Consider the following 21262-nt stretch of genomic DNA (forward strand, 5'->3'; position numbering starts at 1 on the left):
TATAATTCCCTGGTTTCATAAAATTTGAAACCAGGGAATTTTTTATAAAAACTCTAAATTTTCTTGATTTTCATATCCTATTTGTTCTTTTCAAATATTTTCATCGATCGAATTTACAACCTTGTATAGCAAATAGCTTCATACTTCTACTTTATTATTTTATACCAGCCTTAAGTAATTTCTTTGAATAGGAATTGGGAGGAATAAACCTCTACACATTTAAAATTCATTTGCCTATTCAGCAAAATTACTTTCTGGTAACATCACATAATTTTTTGTTTCAACAAGCAATTTATACTATCCTTTTAATGATAATATGAGCGCACTTTAGTTTTGAAAACAAATTGAATTAAAGAATATCTTAATCCTTTTAAAAAACAATAAAGGTTACCGGAAAGCCTTTAAATGCATAAAAAATTATTTTTTATTTTGATGTTTCTCTGTACTCTTGTATCAAAGGCCCAAGTTGCGGCCACGGTTCAGGATACTGTAAAAAGCGGATTTGCCATTGGAAAAATTCAAATAACAAATCCTGCAAGCATATTATCTGCCTATGTTTATGATTCTTTTACCAATACTTACGTTTATAGCGATTCTGAGAGTGAACTCTCAATCAACTATCCTTTGTTTCTAACACCAGCTGAATATGAAAATTTGGTATTGAAAGAATCCAGACGTAATTATTTCAGAAAAAAAGCAGATGCTATTGAAGCTAAAAAAGCAGGTTCAGAAACAAAACAAAAAGATTTATTGCCAAGATATTATATTAATTCAGGATTTTTTGAATCCATTTTTGGAAGTAATACTATCGATGTAAAACCTGCAGGATCTGTAGAAATGGACATAGGATTATTGTATTCTAAACAAGATAATCCAGCATTATCGCCAAGTAACAGATCGAATCTCACTTTTGATTTTGACCAGCGAATTAGTATGTCTTTGGTTGGAAAGGTGGGTACGAGATTAAGTGTAAATGTAAATTACGATACGCAATCTACATTTGCTTTTCAAAATTTATTCAAATTGGCCTATACCCCAGACGAAGATGATATCGTTAAAAACATTGAAGTTGGAAATGTCAGTATGCCCTTAAACAGTACTTTGATAACTGGTGCACAAAATTTATTTGGTGTAAAAACACAATTACAATTTGGAAAAACTACTGTTACCGGCGTTTTCTCACAGCAAAAATCAGAAACAAAAAGTGTCACCGCACAAGGGAGCGGAGCCGTTCAGGAATTTAATATGTATGCGCTTGATTACGATAGCAACAGACACTTTTTCTTATCACAATACTTTAGAAATAAATACGATACCTCTCTAAAAAATTATCCCCTAATAGACAGCCGAATCCAGATTTCAAGAATTGAAGTGTGGGTGACCAATAAAAAAAGCCAGGTCAGTACAACCGCAAACAATTTGAGAAATATTATTGCAATTCAGGATTTGGGAGAATCACAATTATCTGATCTTACAGATGATCAGGTCGTGGTTTTGAATCCGTCGTCAGGAATATTTAACAACAGCGCCGATTCGCCTTCGGACAACTCAAATAACGATTACGATCCTGCTCAAATCAAGTCCGGAAGCGGTTTACTGAATAGCAATATTCGTGAAATCGCTACTGCATCTTCTGGATTTAATGTTACGGTAAGTGAAGGACAGGATTATTCAAAACTCGAAAATGCCCGAAAATTAAGCTCAACTGAATACACCTTAAACAAACAATTGGGCTATATTTCGCTGGTACAAAAACTCGCCAATGATGAAGTACTGGCTGTTGCTTACCAATACACCTCCGGCGACCAGGTGTATCAGGTAGGAGAATTTGCCAGTGATGGTGTTGACGCTACTGTGGTTACAAATTCAGAAACTGTTACTACGCAAAGTTTAGTATTAAAAATGCTAAAAAGCAGTCTTGTAAATTTAAAAAATCCGGTTTGGAATCTGATGATGAAAAACATTTATCAAATTCCAAGCGGCTATCAGCTGAGTCAGGAAGATTTTAAATTTAATATCTTTTATTCTGATCCATCACCGTTAAATTATATTAAGCCGGTAACATCCTTCCCTCCCAACCCGTCTGATGAAAACAAAATAGCAGAAACTCCTTTGCTGAAAGTCTTTAATCTGGACAGGTTAAATTCGACTAATGACCCTCAGGAAGGTGGTGACGGTTTCTTCGATTTCGTCTCCGGTATCACAATGGATGCCACGAACGGAAGAATCATTTTTACCACAAAAGAGCCTTTTGGAGAGTTAATTTTTAAAAAACTATCGACTAGTTCAACTGAAGACTACAACAATACGACTTCCTACAACGCCAATCAAAAAAAATATGTCTTTAGAAGTTTATACAACAATACACAAACAGGTGCTTTGCAGGACAGTGATAAAAATAAGTATTTATTAAAAGGAAAATATAAATCTTCAGGATCAGACGGTATCTCGATAGGATCGACCAATGTCGCCAATGGATCTGTAATTGTTACGGCCGATGGGCGAACATTGACCGAAGGAATCGATTACAGTGTTGATTATCAGTTAGGAAAAGTTCATATTCTTGACGCTGCACTATTAGCCTCAAATGCCACTATTACAGTATCCTTAGAAAACAATTCGGTTTTTGGGCAGCAGACCAAAAGTTTTGTCGGGTTAAATATTGACCACAAAATATCGGATAATTTTACCATTGGCGCTACCTATTTAAAATATACTGAAAAACCATTGACTCAAAAATCAGTTTATGGACAGGAATCCGTAGACAATACGATTTTTGGATTAAATACTAATTTTTCGAGTGAAGTTCCTTTTCTTACCAGATTGGTCAACAAACTTCCCAATATTGATACTGATGTACCGTCGAACATTTCAGTACGTGGAGAAGTTGCATTTCTAAAGCCAAATACAGCAAAAGCAAGTGATTTTGAAGGAGAATCTACTATTTATGTAGATGCTTTTGAAAGCGCTGCCTCGACTACGGATTTGAGTTCGGCCTATACCTGGAGTTTATCGTCAACTCCCGCAAATAATACTTCGAGTGCCTACAATTTTAACGAAAGTACCAATGATTTAAGTTATGGTTTCAAAAGAGCCAAATTAGCCTGGTATACAATTGATCCTGTTTTTTATACTTCTAAACCATCCGGAATTTCAAATAATGATCTTTCCCTGAATGCTACCAGAAGAATTTACAAAGAAGAATTATATCCGAACCTGGAAACAGAAACAGGACAAACACTTGTTGTCAACACGCTGGATTTAAGCTATTACCCATCTGAAAGAGGCCCTTACAATAATGGAGTAGATTTTTCAAATACTCCAAAAGATAATTTTGGAGGTATCATGAGAGCCCTAACTTCAACCAATTTTGAACAGGGAAATGTAGAATATATTCAGTTTTGGGTTTTAGATCCTTATGTTGGAAACAGCAAAACGAATGATAACAATTCCGGGAAATTGTATTTTAATTTAGGCGAAATCTCCGAAGACGTTCTGAAAGACGGAAGAAAACAATACGAAAACGGACTTGGAACAGACCAGCTTATGGTAACGCCACAAGGAATTTGGGGTGATGTTCCTGCTTCACAATCCTTAACGTATGCCTTTGATACCGATGCTGCCAATCGATCTAATCAGGATGTGGGACTGGATGGTTTAAAAAACAGTCAGGAAACTCAGATTTATACCAATTATAGTGCTGAAAATGATCCAGCGGCAGATGATTATAGCTACTATTTGAATACTACCGGAGATGTTTTAGAACGCTATAAAAAATACAATGGCACCGATGGAAACTCAGCCGTAAGTGCAGATGATGCTAACAGAGGGGCTACTACCCTGCCCAATACGGAAGATATTAATAATGATTATACCATGAATACCATCAATGCCTATTATGAGTATAGTATTGATATGAAACCGAATATGGAAATTGGCCAAAATTATATTACCGATATCAGAAATACGCAAGTTACACTGCCCAACGGAAATTCGACAGAAGCCAGATGGATTCAGTTTAAAATTCCGATTTCAAAGCCTGAAAACACCATTGGAAGTATCTCAGATTTTACCTCTATACGTTTCATGCGAATGTTTATGACCGGATTTAGTGAACCTGTAACATTACGTTTTGGTTCTTTGGATTTGCAGCGAGGTGAATGGCGAAGATACACCGAAACCTTAGACATTGCAGACAGCAGCCCGGACGATGATAATACAGATATAGATGTATTAACAATAAATATTCAAGAAAATGATGGAAAGTGCCCTGTAAATTATGTTTTGCCTCCGGGCGTAGAAAGAGAACAATCCTACAGCGGAAATACTGTTACTTACCAAAATGAGCAGTCTTTAGGATTAAAAGTCGCAGGTAAAGGATTGGAGCCTAATGATTCCAGATCGGTTTATAAAAGCATTAGTATGGATATGCGACAATATAAAAAACTGAAAATGTTTTTGCATGCCGAATCCCTAACCGGTCAAATACCACTTTCAGACAATCAAATGACAGCTTTTATACGGTTAGGAAATGATTACACAGAAAATTTTTATCAGATTGAAATTCCTTTAAAAGTTACGCTTTCCTCAGGTTGTTCGCCTTTGAGTTCAGAAATTGTCTGGCCCGAGGATAATGAAATCGATTTGTCACTCTCCCTATTGTCTCAATTAAAAATGCTCTATAAAAAGATTGCAACTGCTGATCTGCCTGCTGACGGAATTTATTATTTAAATGAAGATGATGAGCAACTGGATCCTTCATTACGTGATAAAATCAATAAATTAAGATTAGGTGTCAAAGGGAATCCCAACTTAGGATCTGTACGCACTTTAATGGTAGGAATAAAAAATAATGACTTGCATCAGGATATAAAAGGAGAAGTCTGGTTTGATGAATTACGACTGGCAGAAATGGATAATGGCGGCGGAATGGCGACAGTTGTAAATCTTGATTCAAATTTAGCTGATTTTGCTACTATTTCAGCAACCGGAAAAATGAGTACCATGGGATTTGGGTCTTTACAACAGAACTCCGGCGAAAGAAGCCAGGAAGATGTAAAACAATATAGTGTAATGACCAATATCAATTTTGGCAAATTACTACCTAAAAACTGGAGACTAAACCTGCCATTAAATTATGCAGCAGCCGAAGCATTTATTACTCCAAAATACGATCCTGAAAATCCTGATATTACACTGCAGACAGCCATAGATGCTGCAGAAACCGAACAAGAAAAAGCAAATATTAAAAACCGGGCGGTCGATTATACTAAAAATACCAGTATTAATTTAATTGGAATTAGGAAAGAAAGGAAACCGGAACAGAAAGCGCATATTTATGATATTGAAAATTTTTCGTTCTCACAATCTTACAACGAAACATCCAGTCATGATTATGAAAGAGAAAGCTATGTTGATCAAAAAACCAATACTGCATTAAATTATGATTATAGTGCGGAGGCTAAAAATATTGAACCTTTTAAGAATACCAAATTCATGAAAAAAAGCAATTACTGGAAGCTTTTGAGTGATTTTAATTTTAATTATATGCCTTCAAATATTACGTTCAACACAAATATTATCAGGCAGTATAACAAACAGCAATACCGGCAAGTAGATGTTGAAGGAATTGCTTTAGATCCATCGTACAGCAGGAATTTTGAATTTAATATTCAATATGGCTTTAATTTTAACCTGACAAAATCTTTACGCTTAAATTTCACATCATCATCAAGCAACATTGTAAAAAACTATCTGAACAGTGATAATCTGCCTATTGACAATTTCAAAATTTCTGATAATTATTTTAATCCTGGAGAACCCAACAAACATACTCAGAAGCTTGTGGTAACTTATGAAATTCCGCTGAATAAAATTCCGGTATTTAGTTTTGTAAAAGCCAATCTGACTTATACCGGTGATTATAATTGGCAGCGTTCTTCTGAGGCATTAACAAAAATAGAAGTCGATGGCGTCAATTATAATTTAGGCAATACGGTACAAAATGCCAATACAAGCAATCTAAGTGCCTCATTTAATATGGAGACTTTTTATAAATATGTCGGAATTTCAAAAACTGCCGATGTTAAAACTCCTGTAAAAAAGACAACCGTTATCAAACCCGGTGAAAAAATTACACGTACAGATATTCCTCAAAAAAGCATCAGAAGCCCATTTTTAAAAAGTTTTTACAATGTATTGACCAGCGTAAAAAATATTACGTTGAATTTTACGGAAAACAAAGGAATAGTTTTACCCGGTTATCTCCCAACATCGGGTTTTATGGGATTCTCAAAACCGACTTTAGGGTTTATTTTTGGAAGCCAGCATGATATTCGTGATGAAGCTGCCAGAAAGGGCTGGCTGACTACTTATCAGGATTTCAATCAAAATTATACAACCTCAAAAAGTCAGATTTTTAAAGGTCTCGCCAATATAGAACCTATAACAGATTTAAAGATTGATTTATTTGCAAACAGAACCTATTCTGAAAATTTTTCTGAACAATATGATGTCAGCAATGGTCACTACAATTCAAGATCTCCTTATACTTCCGGTGCATTTTCAATTTCAACTGTGTTAATCAAAACTGCCTTTTTAACCAGCGATGAAAATAGCTCAGAAGCTTTTAATGATTTTAGAAAAAACAGACTCATAATAGCAAAGAGACTCGCTATAGAAAGAGGAATCAACATAAATAATACCGCCAATGTAGGTCCGGACGGTTTTCCACTAGGGTATGGCAGCACCAATCAGGCTGTTTTATTAGCTTCTTTTTTAGCGGCTTATACAGGTGTCGATGCCAATAATTCGGCCTTAGGGATTTTTAAAAATATTCCTATCCCAAACTGGTCGTTGAAATATAATGGTCTGATGCGTTACCCATTTTTCAAAAACACTTTCAAACGATTCTCTTTACAGCACAGTTATCAGGCAACTTATACGGTAAGTGCTTTCAATTCAAATTATAATTACACCAAAAATCCAGACGGAATGGATGATAATGGAAACTACTACAACCAGACCATAACCTCTAATGTGACTTTGACTGAACAATTTAACCCGTTCTTAAAAGTTGATTTTGAATTAAAAAACTCTTTTAAACTTTTGACCCAAATTAATAAAGACAGGACGTTATCAATGAGTTTTGACAATAATAATTTGACAGAAGTTAACGGAATTGAATATGTAATAGGAATTGGATATCGAATAAAAGATGTTGTTTTTACTTCAAAACTAGCTGATAATCCTACCAATACAATAAAAAGTGACATCATTATAAAAGCCGATTTGATTTTAAGAAACAATCAAACCATTGTAAGATATCTTGATTACGAAAATAATCAGTTAGTTGCCGGACAAAATATCTGGACCTTAAAAACCAGCGCAGATTATTCGCTAAGCAAAAACTTAACTATGATCTTTTATTACAATCACTCTTTTTCAAAGCCGGCAATTTCAACCTCATTTCCGCTTACGACCATTAGTTCTGGATTCACCTTGCGTTATGCTTTTGGGAATTAATCCCACAAAGCAATACATTAATTCTTACTTAATGGCGTAAAATCAGATAGTTCGTCTATGGAATTTAGGGATAAGTAGATTTAGAAGTGCTCAAGGATTTATGCGGCCATACCTTTATAAATACTAATTAAAATAAAGTATACAGAAATGGAATTTAAAAAGAGAATAAATATAATAAGAAGGACCTTAATGCGAACCTTAACTGCAAACATTGGACGTAAAAACAACTCGTCTGAAAACATTTTCCAGGATACCAACATCAAAAGGATATTGATTTCGAGACCCAATCAAAGACTTGGCAACCTTTTATTAATCACCCCTTTGCTGCAGGAAATTGCCACAGTTTATCCTCAATGTAAGATTGACTTATTTGTAAAAGGCGGTGTAGCCCCTCAAATATTCCAGAATTATGATATTATAGATACTATTATTGAACTGCCTAAAAAGCCTTTCAAAGAACCTTTTCGTTATCTGAAATCCTGGCTAAAAATCAGAACGACAAGTTATGATTTGGCTATTAACGTCGATAAAGTATCTTCATCGGGGAGATTATCTGTCCGGTTTTCACGGGCTAGATTTAAGCTTTTTGGAGATTCTTTAAATGAGTCTATTGGATTAATGTATTTTGATTTCAAACATATCGCCAAAGCTCCGGTATATAATTTTCGTTTTGCCGGACTACAGGAAAACATCTTCGACAAGAGTGACAAGATTCCTTATCTGGATTTAAAATTAGATCATTCGGAAATATTAAATGGACGTAAAATTTTACAATCATTGGTACCGGAAAATACAAAAGTAATCAGTCTGTTTACCTATGCTACCGGAAGCAAATGTCATTGTGTTGAATGGTGGGAGGAATTTTATGAAAAAGTTCGTCTCCATTTCTTAGATTATACCATTATTGAAATTTTGCCCGTCGAGAATATTTCACAGATTGGGTCTAAAGCTTTAACTTATTATAGTCGGGATATTCGTGAAATAGGTTCTGTTATTGCCAATACATCTGTTTTTATAGGGGCTGATAGCGGGATTATGCATCTGGCCAGCGCTTCAAAAATACCTGTCATAGGACTGTTCAATGTTACAAACCCGTTAAAATATAGTCCGTATAATCACAATAGTCTTGGTATTGAAACTGCTGATAACGATATAGAAAATATCATAGAAGTTTTAGAAACTATACTGCGATACCGTTTACGTACCTGAAATTTATAAATACTATTAGTCATTAAACAATAACTAAAATATATTATTCAAGAATGACTTATGAATAATTTATTTAAAGCAGCTCAATAAATTAAAAATCCTGAAACAGAGAATTTCAGTTTTTTGCCTTGAAAATATATCGATATTCAAAATTTTCAGAAAATATTATGCAGTCTATTTACAAGATTCAAAAAACTCATAGGCTCTTTTATCAACATACGAATACATTGAATTACGTAAAGGAAAAGCACAATGCCCTCCGTATTTAGGGGTTTCCAGATATACGTATGCACTTTCCCGGGCTATAGCTCTGGGATAACACCTTTCGCCTAAAAAAGGATCATCAAGAGAATTAATAATTAAAACGGGAGTGGTAATGTTTTTAAGGGAAAATTCAGGAGAAACACGCTGGTAATAATCGTCACGACTTGCAAAACCATGCAGTGGTGCAGTAAAATACTGATCTACTTCATCAAAAGAAGAAATTTTATCAATTTGATCACGGTTTATAAAATCAGGAAATTGTGCCGCTTTGTATTTCAGCTTTCTTTTAATATCGATTGTAAAATTCTTTAAATAGATTCGGTTAAATCCTTGTTTAAGGACAGCAGCGCTTGTTGCGATGTGAGTTGGTACTGAAATTGAGACTGCAGCCTTTATACGCTCATCAATTTCTGTCCATCCTAAATAATTAAGAAGCTGAACACCTCCCATAGAAAATCCGATCAAATAAACTGCTTCGAATCCTTTTTGCATTACAAATCTAATCACTTCATCAAGATCATCAACTGCGCCATGATGATAAAGTCTGGGAAGACGGTTCATTTCTCCTCCACAGGTACGATTATTCCATGCGAAAACAGAAAAACCTTTCTGCTGAAAATAAGCCGAACAGCTATTATTGTATGTTCTGCGAGAATCTCCTTCTAAACCATGACATAAAATAACTGCCTTTTTAGAATCATTAATAATAAAATCAATATTAATAAAATCTCCGTCGCTTAACTCGAGCTTTTCTCTTGTATATTTTGGAATTTCAAACCTTTTAAAAACAGCTGCATAAATGGTAGAAATATGCCTGTTACGATGAATTATAGCCGGAAAATTATATTCTGATTGTTCAACTATAGGCATAATAAAAAGTTTTAGAGTCCTTAATACAAATCTAAGAAATCAATCCATATGTCGGTTAATACTGTCTTTTTATTTCACTTTCTAAATGGTTCTTTTTTTAATACAACTAAAGAAGATAAATTGTTCCGCAGAGCATGGACACCTCCCTATCCGGGAAGTGATTAATTTAAAACCATAAGTATTGAACTGCCGAACCAATTTTATCCTGATAAATTAAAAATATTGGTTTCTCAAAAAGAAAACGATTTTATTAAAAAAGACAAATACGGCTCTTTTCAGAATACCGCATTTATCAAACTAATTCAATTTTTATAACGTTGCTTTTACTTCACCGCAAGTCAGCATATTTTTGGGATAGTAAGGGTTTTTGATTTCCTTACTGTCACTTGTCCAGACAGCACCTGTCATTGGGCAGACCTGAAGATATAATGTTGCATCTTCAGCTTTGAACTTTGGTGCTAACTCCCAGAACTTAACAGAAAGTTCCTGAACAATTTTTCGTTGTTTATTTATATTTTTAGTAGCTGCTACCTGAGTTACAAGATCAATAATATCCTTTCTTTTTATAGTAGCCTCGTTCATTTGTTCAAGACTTAGTTTTTTAAATTTGAACTTATTTAATGATGCCTTTAATGCCTCTGCATTTTTAACAACAGCAAGACTATCAGAAATTATAAGACTGTTTTTTAAAGCCAGGTAATTTTTTGTGACTTCTTTTTTTTGTGTTTCACGTTTAGCAACTAATTCAGGCGTTACTTCCTCTTTTGAAGTTAATTGAGCATGTCCCAGAGCACTCAGGCAGATGAATGCTATAACTACTATTTTTTTCATATATCTGTTTTATTTAGTTTTGAAATAATTTTGTCAATTTCTATCAAAATGCTTTCAAAATGTTCTTTGTTTAATCCTGTTGATGCACTCATTAATTTGGTAACATCAGTTCTTAATTTTAAAAGATGCTGTTTGCCATATAACCTTACATCACTGCGCTGTGCTGCATTCAAAGCTTTACCCGGCTCTGTTTCTTTAGGCAATAACAACATACCCAATTTATCAATATAGCTGCGTTGTAACGATCTTCTGTAATAGTCCTGTTTTGCGTCACCGGTAAATTTTACCCATACGGTTTGCTGCACATCGTTTAAAAACTCAGGAACGGTGTAAGCTCCTTCAAACTGCATCGATTTAAGATTGATATTGTAAAGTATCCCTGAACTTAACACTATATTTAATACCTGATTCTGCTGATCTGAAATCTGATCCTCTGTTTTTAAAGAAATAAGCTGATCAATATTTTGTGGATACATCCAAAGAGGTGCCACAAACAATTGTCTTCCTAAATAATCGATAGCTGCTTTTACCTTTGCTTTAGGTACAGGCTGGTTTACGATACCTTTTTCGTCAACAGTTCTTTTAGTAATGTAGTTATTCCCAATATATTTCAGCACATGATACAAGTACCTTGAATATTGTGCTACAACCGCTTTATGCATATCTTCCAAATTGTTATAAGCATCGTTTGGCTCATAAGTCCATTCTACAAGGTTAGGCACTACACGCTTTAAATTCTTTATTCCGTAATCGCTGGCAAGTACTGCGTCATCACCAAGGTCTTCTGACTGGCTTCGTGGATCTTCGTCTTTCCCTTCGCCTCCAAACCATAATTTAGGATTAGCCGTTAAGCTGTCTGTTGTTAATTTGGCAAGAATGTTTTCTTCTTCAAACTCATCTTTAGTGTTTGGAAGATAGCTATATCCCCATTTAATTGCCCATTTATCGTACGCTCCAATACGTGGATAAATACCTGCCGGACCAATATTATCTTCCGGCTGTGCAACATAATTAAAACGGGCATAATCCATGATAGAAACGGTATGACCATTTGCTTCAACCCAGTTTTTATCACGAAGTTTTTCTACCGGAGTAGCACTGCTCGCTCCCATATTGTGGCGTAAACCAATGGTATGTCCTATTTCATGCGAAGAAACAAAACGGATTAACTGTCCCATCAATTCATCATCCAAGTGCATTTTTCGGGCTTTTGGATCTAACGGTCCTGCCTGAATCATGTACCATCTTTGTACTAATTTCATCACATTATGATACCACCCCACGTGGCTTTCAATAATTTCCCCACTTCGCGGATCGCTTATACGTGGCCCATAAGCATTGGGAGTTTCAGAAGCATAATATCGTATTACAGAATACCTTGCATCCTCCAGGCTCATTGTTTTATCATCTTCAGGCCATTCTTTACCAACAATAGCATTTTTAAAACCTGCTGCTTCAAAAGCTTTCTGCCAGTCGTTGATACCGGCAATTAAGTAAGGTCTCCATTTTTTTGGTGTTGCCGGATCAATATAATAAACGATCTGTTTTTTCGGTTCAACCAGTTCCCCTTTTAGATATTTTTTAATGTCTTTATCTTTAGGCTCCAGGCGATAACGCTGAATAATGAATTTTTTCTCAGCACGCTGCTGATCGTCATCAAACAAAATATATTTATTCGCAAAATACCCCACTCTTTCATCAGCAAAACGTTTGCGCATTGGCGTTTTTGGAAGTAATACGATTGATGTATTCAATCTAAGTGTTACCGTTCCGCTGCTGGCTGTAGAACTTGTATATGTTCTTGTTGTTTTTACTTCGATGTTAATCGGATAGGTGTCTATACTTTCAACAAAAGATTTATCATCTGCAAGAGCAGTTAGTTTTTTTTCTGTTTTTTCTTTGCTCTCCAAAGAGAACATTGCATTTTCTTTTTTAAAGGCATCTGTCACATCAATAACAACATTTCCATTATCCGGATTAGTTGTTTTTATTGGAAAAGCAGCCACAATAGGATTTTCATTACTTCCTGCCAGTGCTTTTGCAAGCATCGAATCTGCGTTGCGGACATCCTGTCTGTATTGTAATGATCTTAGAAAAACGGTATTGTTTGCCCCTTTTTCAAAATAAATGGTCTGCTCATTAGCTTTTTCTCCACCAAAAACTCCCATTCCTTCAGGAGTAGAAAGATAACGTGTTACGACCAGCATATACCTGTTAAACAAACTGTCCGGAACCTGAAAGTAGTATTTAGTATCAACCTGACTAACCGTAAAAAGACCTGTTTTGCTTTTAGCTTTATCAGTAATTACTTTGCTGTAAGCCAGCATACCTTTTGGTTGCGTGCTTGTACTGTCTGCTTTTTTTTCTGTCGGGTTTTGTGAAAAACCATGCTGCTGTATGGCAAGCAGCATGGTTAGTATTATAAATATTTTTTTCATCAGAATTAAAATGGAACTTTTTCGTCTGTGTTTAATGTAAGTTTTGGATTTTTTATCAGAACAGATAAAGGAAACGGAATAATATATAATCTTGAGTTAGGTAATAAAGTATACGTTTTTTGAGGAACGGTCTTATTCACGATTGGAAATACTCTTGTAATCGTTTTTGCATATTCAGTTTCAGTATTTAACCTCTTAAGATCAAAAAAACGATTAAAACCTAAAAGTAATTCTTTTCTGCGTTCATTGATAACAAGTTCCATGGTTTCTTTTCGGGTAGCCGGAACAGTTAAATTTACCGTTCCTGATAAAATACGTTTTGCTCTTAATGTATTTAAAATATCAACCGCTTCTGTAAGCTTATCTTCTCTGGCATAACATTCTGCCAGCATCAAATATACCTCTGTCGTTTTCATTCCAACAGTAGGATAAAAGAATCTGGTATATACAGTAGCCCAATACGCTGTATTTGATCCCTGATCCAGATTTGTTGTACTGGTTGTATTAAAAAACAAATTAAAACGTGCATCATTTGTACCAAATAAAGTTCTCAGCTCGGGGCTTATGATATTTTGATATGCAAAATTCATCTCATTATAACCTGTCATATACTGGTAACTTAGTACTTCTATATTATTTGCTGCCGGTACAGAAAGTACATTTGGTCCTCCTTGTGCACTATAAGCAACCATGTCAAATATTTTATTATTATAACTTAATGATTTTTCGGCAGCTTCCTTTGCAAGAGCAATTTCACGCTTGAACAAATGAACTTTTGCTTTGAATGCATAAGCAAATGCCAGAGACGGGTGGTATACATCACGTGGTTTTTCCTGAAGATATGGCAATGCATCTTCAATATCTTTTTGAATAAAATCGTAAACCTGCGCAACAGTAGATTTTGATGGCTGTGCCTCTAAATCGAATTTATCCATAATACAAATACCTCCATCATTAGCAGCAGTTTGCGGGTCATATCCTTTTGCATAGTGGTTTACTAATAAAAAGTGATCGTATGCCCTGTTAATTTTGGCTTCTGCTTTTGCTAATTGTTTAGTACCCGATTCTCCTTTACTGTCATCAACTAATGTAATAATGGTATTCCATCTGTTAATATAGGTATAAGCCTGATTATAAAAACTTGAATTGTTTATTAAAGAAACCCTATCCGTAGTTTCATCAAAAGTAAAATTGATCGTATTGATATTAGGCGTTACTCCTATTACATTAGATTCTTTCATCCATTGATCATCAACCAGATACTGAAAGTTATTTATGGGATAGCCTCTGTTTGGCAAAGACACCATTTCGTAAAATTGATCTGCAGTTTCTACTACTAAAGCTCCTTTAGGGGTAAGATCTGTATATTCTTCGCAGGATGCTGCAGTTAGCAGGATTAGCGATAGTATTATAGTATGTAAATGTTTCATTTTTTTAAAGGGTTAAATTAAAACCAAATAAGTAAGTTGCAGGCAATGGTAAATTACGCATACCGGAATTAGCCGAATAGACTTCCGGATCGATTCGACTACCGGCCGCACTCCAATACCAGATATTATTTACCTGAAAAGTAAATTTAGCCGATTCCATTTTGATTTTATTTGCGAAATTTTTTGGCAGGTTATAGCCTAATGAAATGTTTCTTAATTTGATATAATCACCATCTACAACATTGGCATTAGAGTTTCTCCATTGACTGCTGATTGTTCCTGCATAACTTCTAACGTTTTCTGCAAAATCTACATATAAACGCGTATTGCTATTTGGCTGTGCATCTGTGTAACGATCCGTAATACCTGAAAGATTTACTGCATCAGTACTCATGTCAATAGTTTCTCTGCGCATTACATTTCCGCCTGAGAAAACAAACAGCATATTCAGATCAAATTGTCTGTACGAAAATCGCTGTGATAAGGAACCTGTGTATGTTGGGGTTAAACTTCCCATATTTACCAACGCCTTAGGACTAGTAATTGTTTTTACAGTGGTGGATATTGGATTACCATTGGCATCAAAAGTAATTGACGGATTTCCGTTTTCATCCAAAACATAAGGATATCCGTTAACTGTACCTCCATATTTGTAAGCATATAAACTATTGAATACTTCTCCTTCAAAAAAGTAATTTGTTGGTGCACTAATGTATACTGAAGCACTTGATTCTGCTCTGGTGACTTTGTCAATAGTTGTTTTGTTAAACCCAAAAACTACATTAGAATTAATACGGAAGTTACCATTATTATACCATTGAGAACCCACACTAAATTCTATTCCTTTGTTTAGCAAAGCTCCGGCATTAATTCTTCTGCTTGTTGCGCCAACAGTTGGATCTAAATCAGTTGTAGCTAATAAATCACTGCTGTATTTTCGATACATATCAATACTACCCGTTAATTTATTTTGAAACAAAGTATAATCTAATCCTAAATTGGTGGTTTGTGTTTTTTCCCATCTTAGCATAGGATTTGGCTGTGCCGTGATGTTTATATATTGTAAAGACTGATATAAGTTATCGTTTCTTCTTGTAGCCGTTACGTATGGAGTTGTACTTTGATCAATGTTTCCACTAACTCCATAAGTTGCTCTTAATTTAAGCATGTTGACCCATTTTATATCTTTCATGAAGTCTTCATTGCTAACATTCCATCCTAAACCAGCAGACCATAATGGACGGTTTTTGTATTTAGAATCAACTCCAAATAAATCTGCCCTGTCAACTCTATAGCTTCCTGTTACGTTATATTTTGACAAATAGGTGTAACCTGCAGTACTAAAAACTGAAAAATAATGATGTAAAACTTCTGTCTGCGATCTTGATAAAGCTGCTAAAGTGGCGTTATTTCCATAGATATAACTCGCAACCCCTGTTTGACTTAACGAAAGGTTGTTTAATGTAGCAGAGGTAAGTGTAACGGGATCATAACCATATCGTATTTGTTCAATACCTCGAGGGGCAAAAGTTTCGCGCATTTCAAAACCCGCTATGGCATTAACCGAGTGTTTTCCTTCACTGAAATCCTGACTAAAATCTAATTGATTTCTAAAAGAATAGTTGCTTACCTGACTGCTCCATTGCTTATAACGTCCTCCTGTAGAAAAACCATCTACGTAGGTGTAGGCATTTGTAGTAGGATTGTAACCTGTCAAGGCATTAATTGCATAACGCATTCTGTATGAGTCTACAGCATAATACTGATCGTTATCATTTTTTCTTAGCTCATATTGAAATTGTGTATTAAGGCTTAGACCTTTCCATATCTTGGCTCGCAAGTTTGTAAAAGCTCTTAAGCTTAGCGAATTTTCATGTGTGATACCTTCCTGAAGCGCATCTAACACGTTAAAATTTACTGATTTAAAACCACTTAAACTATTTATTTTTGCAGCCATGGCAGGGTTAAGAACACTACCGCTCGTAAAACCATCCTTAATACCTACAAAGGGTGACATTACTAAATTTCCGTTATCATCAGTAATACGCTCGTATCTTTTTTGGATATTATAATTGCCCAAATCAAAATCAGTAACGTCGTCATTACTATAACTTGCATTTAATCCAAAAGTAGCGTTTAACCAGTTGTTTACCTGAAAACTGCTTTTTGCATAAAGATTAAACTCACGGCTTGTATTGTTTTTTATTCTGTTTTTTGCATCGTCATAATTTAATGACACATATGTATTTTGCTTACTTGTGCTTCCCGAAAATGCGATATTGTAACGTTGTCTGAATTCGTTTTGCCACACATTATCTCGATAATCTTTTATGTAGTCATTCTTTCTCCACTGGGCAATAGTACTGTCATAATCTGAATTATTAATTTTTCCATCTTCCAAATCTCTGTTTAGCTGATAAAGAGGACTATAATACTTCGGACTGCTGCTTCCAATGTCTCCATAACTATTAAACATTGTTGCAGTATTGGTAAATCTGGCTCTTTCCCTATTATAAACAGCTTGTTCAAAATCAACTAAATCGCTGGTAGAAGCATAATTCATATCCTTTATACTTGGTTTTGTAGAAATAAAGAAATCAGAATTTATACTCACTTTTAACTTACCATTTCCTTTTTTAGTAGTCAAAACAATGATACCGTTTGCTGCTCTTGCACCATAAATAGATCCTGCTGCGGCATCTTTAAGGACATTTACACTTTCAATATCATAAGGGTTAATTTCGTCCAGAGTTAATTCTGTTGGCAAACCATCAATTACCACGAGCGGGCTATAACCTACTTCTACAGAAGAAAAGGTACCGATACCTCTCAATATAGGAGTATCACCAGAAGCTCCGGTTGGGTTTTTCTGGAACATTAAACCTGCCACACGACCCTCAATAGCAGTCATTAGATTGGCGTTGATATTTTCATTTAACACTTTCTCATCTATCTTGGCAATTGCACCGGTAGAATGGCTTCTCGTAAGTGTCTGAAAACCTGTCACAACTACTTCTTTCATGGCAGATACTTTATCTTCAACAACAAGTGTCAACTGAGAACGTCCATCGATAGCAAAAGATTTTTTTTCAATTGTTAATCCTGTACACTCCAATATACCATCAAAAGGTGCATTGTCAAAAGAAAAACTGCCGTCAAAATCAGTTATACTATGTGTATTCGTTCCAGAAATGGTAACACTTACTCCCGGAAAAGGTTCATTTTTACTATTTAATACTTTTCCTTGTATTTTTCCGTTTCCCCGTCCCTCCTCTTTTTCTTTAACATCAGTTACCACTATGGTCTGATTAGTAAGTGTGTACTTTAATTTTTGAGAGCTGAAAATTTGATTCAGTGTTTCTTTTAAACCTGAATTTTTAACATTAATAGTTACAGGATTCGAATCTTTAAGCAATTTCTGCGTATAAAAAACTTCGTAATTGGCCTGCTTTGCCACTTCTTTCAAAACTTTTTCAAGTGGGGCATCTTTAAAATTAATGGAAATACTCTGCGCCTGTGCTGTAGAATTGCAAAACAGCATAAACAATGCACTAAATATCCATAAATAAGTAGATAAATTAAACACAGTAATCTTTTTTTCTAGTTTTTTGTAAGGCTTTTTTTGTTGCAAATTAATTTTCATACATTTACATTTGGTTTTAGTTAAACAATGGTGAACAACTTATATTGGCTAGTCCCTTTTAACAACCAGAAGCATCGCAACTGCTTCTGGTTTTTTAGTATATAGCGCAATATAATCGGGGAAATTTAAAATCAGGGATACACTATGATTGTTTTTCCTTCGACCTTAAATTTGATATTGCTAAGCTCAAGCACTTTTAATACTTCAGACAAATTTTTATTCATAAACGTACCTCCGTTGAATCTTACATCCGAAACATCTCCACGGTATTCTACCTTAATTCCGTACCAGCGCTCCAGCTGTTTCATTACTGATTTCAGATCGGCATTATCAAATTTAAAACGGCCATTTTTCCAGGCAATAGCAGCTTCGGTATCTACTTTTCGAATTGCAATCCCTTTAGAATTATCAGATACATTAGACTGTTGTCCCGGTTTTAAAATTGCTTTTTGATTTTTATAAGTAATGGCAACACTTCCTTCTAATAAGGTAGTTTTTGTAATCAGTTCATTATTATAAGCATGTACGTTAAAATGGGTTCCAAGGACTTCTATAGACTGATTACCTGATTTTACTATAAAAGGTTTGTCTTTATTTTTGGCTACTTCAAAATATGCTTCCCCTTCTAATTCTACCAATCTTTGATTTCCATTAAACTGTGTTGGATATTTAATCGATGAAACTGTATTTAGATATACTTTTGTACCATCTCCCAAAACGATATTGTATTGTCCGCCCGTTGGTGTTGAAAGCGTGTTGAATGAATTTGCATCAGCTTTTGAAACATCTGCATTCGGATTTATGGTATAGGTAATAACTCCGTTTGCATCCATCTTAATGGTAACTTCTTCTTTTTCTCCTTCTTGTGCGATAGTATCTTTTGCCGAAATATCAGACAATACAATTTGCTTTCCGTTCGAAAGAGTCAGGATTCCCCTTGTTCCACCCGGAGCAATTTCCTTTGGTTTTTCAACTACCTGAATAATTTGTTCTTTGGGTTTTGTAAAATAAAATATTCCTGTTCCCAACAATAAAGCTATTGATGCGGCAACAGCATATTTGTAAAACTGACTCTTATTTTTCTCCGGATTGTTTTTTCCATCTAAAGCTTTCCATGCTTTATCAAGATCTACATTCTCAATCTCATTTTGATAGTTACTTTGAACTTTAGCAAAATATTTTTTATTCTCCTGAGAATCATTGTACCATAGCTCAAAAATCGAATTCTCTTCTGGGGTAAGAGTATCGTTTATTTTTTTTATGATCAGTTTAAATTCCATTTGTAGAATCTCTTTAAATTAACAATTACATGATGTAATTTAATACTAAGACAACCGAAACTAAAGAATGGGTGACAAAAGTTTAAGAAAAAATGAAGAAAAAATTAAATTAAAAAGAAAGCAGAGTAACTTTCTTACGAATTCATGGATAATAAAACTAATATCACAACTAATAATTCGCTGATTTTGATTTTAGCTCTTTTAAGCTGAGTTTTTACAGTATTTACAGAAATCCCCATTTCATTGGCGATTTCATCGTATTTATAATTCTCAATAAATTTGAGTTTAAAAACCTGTTGCATACTTTCAGGAAAGGTTTCAATAAGTTTTAAAATTTGATTATAAAGAATTGTTTTTTCTTCTTCGGAAATCAAATCTAAATCGTCATCCAAAATTAGCATTGAGTTTAAATCAATCAAATTTAAATCATCTGTAATTTTAACTGATTTAAGGTAATTCAAACATCTATTACGTACCATTGCATACAAATAGGCTTTCAGTGAGGTTTTTATTTCAATGTTATGGGCGTTTTCCCATAAAAAAATAAATACTTCCTGTACCACATCTTCACTTGCTTGCTGATCGAACAAAAAATTATTGGCATAGATAACCAATCGTTTATAGAAATGATCAAATACACTTTTATAAACGGATTTATTTTGATTTTGAAGTTCTTTTAAAACAATATCTATTTCCAACGTAAGTATTAAAAAAAAGCAAATAGGCTACAAAAAACAAATCTATGTATTTTTAATTTTTCAGCAAATAAGTATTGAATTTCCTTGAATAATTACAAAAAATACAATTATACTCCATAGAATTTTGAATATTAAAAAAAATACAACCGTTAAATTATAATAAAAAAACAATATTAGTAAATATCTTACCCAATATCTTTAACAACAAATGTTCTTTAATACTATTTATCTTAATCATGCATTGCTTTCGTTTGTATTTACGTGATTATTTAATCCTAAGGATTATAAAAATCTCTATATAATACAAGGACAATCAATATTTAAAATAAAAAATAAACATAATTGAATTAGTCTTTTAAGAAAATTTGACTAATTACAAATTAAAATTAAGAATGAATTTAATAACGGTTTATGTCTATTTAACCGAATAAGATCTATAGATAATCATAGAATATTCAAACACTTTTGTTGTCTGTAGTGTTGTTGACTTATTTTTTTTAAGTTATTTTATAAGTTGAAAACTAAGTAAAAAATCATTTATACAGTGTTATAGTATCATTCAGGTTTTCTTTATTAATAAATGCAGTAATATATTCCTGTACTTCATTAGTAGACTCTAAAGGAGTTTCAAAAGAATTGATATGAAATTCGTCGTCCTGATCAAGAATATGTATTATTTCTGTATAACCTTTAGAAATTAAGCTTCCTTTTAATCTAATTATATTCAACTGCTGCTGACCATTTAACTCTTTACGAACTTTTAGTTTTATAGCTTTATCCATAGTAAGTATTTTTAAATTAATAAGTCGTTCATTAATTCAAATATAACTATTAATTACTTTAAAACAATCATCAAAAAAAACTTATAAAACATTATTTATCAACACATTAATAACAAAAAAAACCATTACTTTTTTTCCTGAAAACGATTATTATTTAAATACTCTTAAAATTGTTTCTAAAACTCTTCAAGAGACTTTACTTTGGTATCAGGTGTCATAAATTACGTACAGATTAAAAGGATAATCATGACAGGGAATCTTAACCTGATACAATTTATTGATGTTAGAAAGCA

10 protein-coding genes are annotated in these 21262 nt (G+C 33.9%); 2 read left to right on the top strand and 8 right to left on the bottom strand.

Annotated elements, in window-relative coordinates; genetic code table 11:
- Positions 1-405: 405 nt before the first annotated feature.
- On the top strand, positions 406-7524 hold the full coding sequence (sprA, locus tag BXU10_RS16260; protein ID WP_078228479.1) for a cell surface protein SprA: 7119 nt from the start codon (positions 406-408) through the stop codon (positions 7522-7524).
- Positions 7525-7671: 147 nt separating this feature from the next.
- The gene (locus tag BXU10_RS16265) at positions 7672-8733 is read left to right on the top strand and encodes a glycosyltransferase family 9 protein (protein WP_078228481.1); all 1062 of its coding nucleotides are present in this window, start codon (positions 7672-7674) and stop codon (positions 8731-8733) included.
- A 174-nt stretch (positions 8734-8907) separates the two neighbouring features.
- Here BXU10_RS16265 and BXU10_RS16270 read toward each other — a convergent pair whose 3' ends face one another.
- From BXU10_RS16270 to BXU10_RS16305, 8 genes are all read right to left on the bottom strand, one after another.
- Positions 8908-9867: a YheT family hydrolase gene (locus BXU10_RS16270; RefSeq protein ID WP_031453331.1), complete on the bottom strand. Its 960-nt coding sequence runs from the start codon at positions 9865-9867 to the stop codon at positions 8908-8910.
- Between the two features lie 309 nt (positions 9868-10176).
- The gene (locus BXU10_RS16275; protein WP_078228482.1) at positions 10177-10698 is read right to left on the bottom strand and encodes a DUF3347 domain-containing protein; all 522 of its coding nucleotides are present in this window, start codon (positions 10696-10698) and stop codon (positions 10177-10179) included.
- Positions 10695-13136 (bottom strand): zinc-dependent metalloprotease, encoded by a 2442-nt coding sequence (locus BXU10_RS16280; protein ID WP_078228484.1) that lies wholly within the window; start codon positions 13134-13136, stop codon positions 10695-10697. The genes BXU10_RS16275 and BXU10_RS16280 overlap by 4 nt, the downstream gene beginning before the upstream one ends.
- Before the next feature lie 5 nt (positions 13137-13141).
- Positions 13142-14566, bottom strand: coding sequence for a RagB/SusD family nutrient uptake outer membrane protein (locus tag BXU10_RS16285; RefSeq protein WP_078228486.1), 1425 nt, complete (start codon positions 14564-14566; stop codon positions 13142-13144).
- Positions 14567-14570: 4 nt separating this feature from the next.
- Positions 14571-18209, bottom strand: coding sequence for a SusC/RagA family TonB-linked outer membrane protein (locus BXU10_RS16290; RefSeq protein WP_078228487.1), 3639 nt, complete (start codon positions 18207-18209; stop codon positions 14571-14573).
- Between the two features lie 131 nt (positions 18210-18340).
- The gene (locus BXU10_RS16295; protein WP_223255484.1) at positions 18341-19489 is read right to left on the bottom strand and encodes a FecR family protein; all 1149 of its coding nucleotides are present in this window, start codon (positions 19487-19489) and stop codon (positions 18341-18343) included.
- Positions 19490-19623: 134 nt separating this feature from the next.
- Complete coding sequence (locus BXU10_RS16300; protein ID WP_189328104.1) at positions 19624-20187, bottom strand: RNA polymerase sigma factor; 564 nt, start codon at positions 20185-20187, stop codon at positions 19624-19626.
- 533 nt (positions 20188-20720) lie between these two features.
- On the bottom strand, positions 20721-20969 hold the full coding sequence (locus BXU10_RS16305) for a hypothetical protein (protein ID WP_078228490.1): 249 nt from the start codon (positions 20967-20969) through the stop codon (positions 20721-20723).
- Positions 20970-21262: the final 293 nt, after the last annotated feature.

The organism is Flavobacterium sp. LM4 (assembly GCF_002017935.1).
Lineage (GTDB): Bacteria > Bacteroidota > Bacteroidia > Flavobacteriales > Flavobacteriaceae > Flavobacterium > Flavobacterium chungangense.

Bases quoted from the DNA above. Each gene is read 5' to 3' on its own strand.
- sprA (WP_078228479.1), top strand. From the start codon at position 406: ATGCATAAAAAATTATTTTTTATTTTGATGTTTCTCTGTACTCTTGTA.
- BXU10_RS16265 (WP_078228481.1), top strand. From the start codon at position 7,672: ATGGAATTTAAAAAGAGAATAAATATAATAAGAAGGACCTTAATGCGA.
- BXU10_RS16270 (WP_031453331.1), bottom strand. From the start codon at position 9,867: ATGCCTATAGTTGAACAATCAGAATATAATTTTCCGGCTATAATTCAT.
- BXU10_RS16275 (WP_078228482.1), bottom strand. From the start codon at position 10,698: ATGAAAAAAATAGTAGTTATAGCATTCATCTGCCTGAGTGCTCTGGGA.
- BXU10_RS16280 (WP_078228484.1), bottom strand. From the start codon at position 13,136: ATGAAAAAAATATTTATAATACTAACCATGCTGCTTGCCATACAGCAG.
- BXU10_RS16285 (WP_078228486.1), bottom strand. From the start codon at position 14,566: ATGAAACATTTACATACTATAATACTATCGCTAATCCTGCTAACTGCA.
- BXU10_RS16290 (WP_078228487.1), bottom strand. From the start codon at position 18,209: ATGAAAATTAATTTGCAACAAAAAAAGCCTTACAAAAAACTAGAAAAA.
- BXU10_RS16295 (WP_223255484.1), bottom strand. From the start codon at position 19,489: ATGGAATTTAAACTGATCATAAAAAAAATAAACGATACTCTTACCCCA.
- BXU10_RS16305 (WP_078228490.1), bottom strand. From the start codon at position 20,969: ATGGATAAAGCTATAAAACTAAAAGTTCGTAAAGAGTTAAATGGTCAG.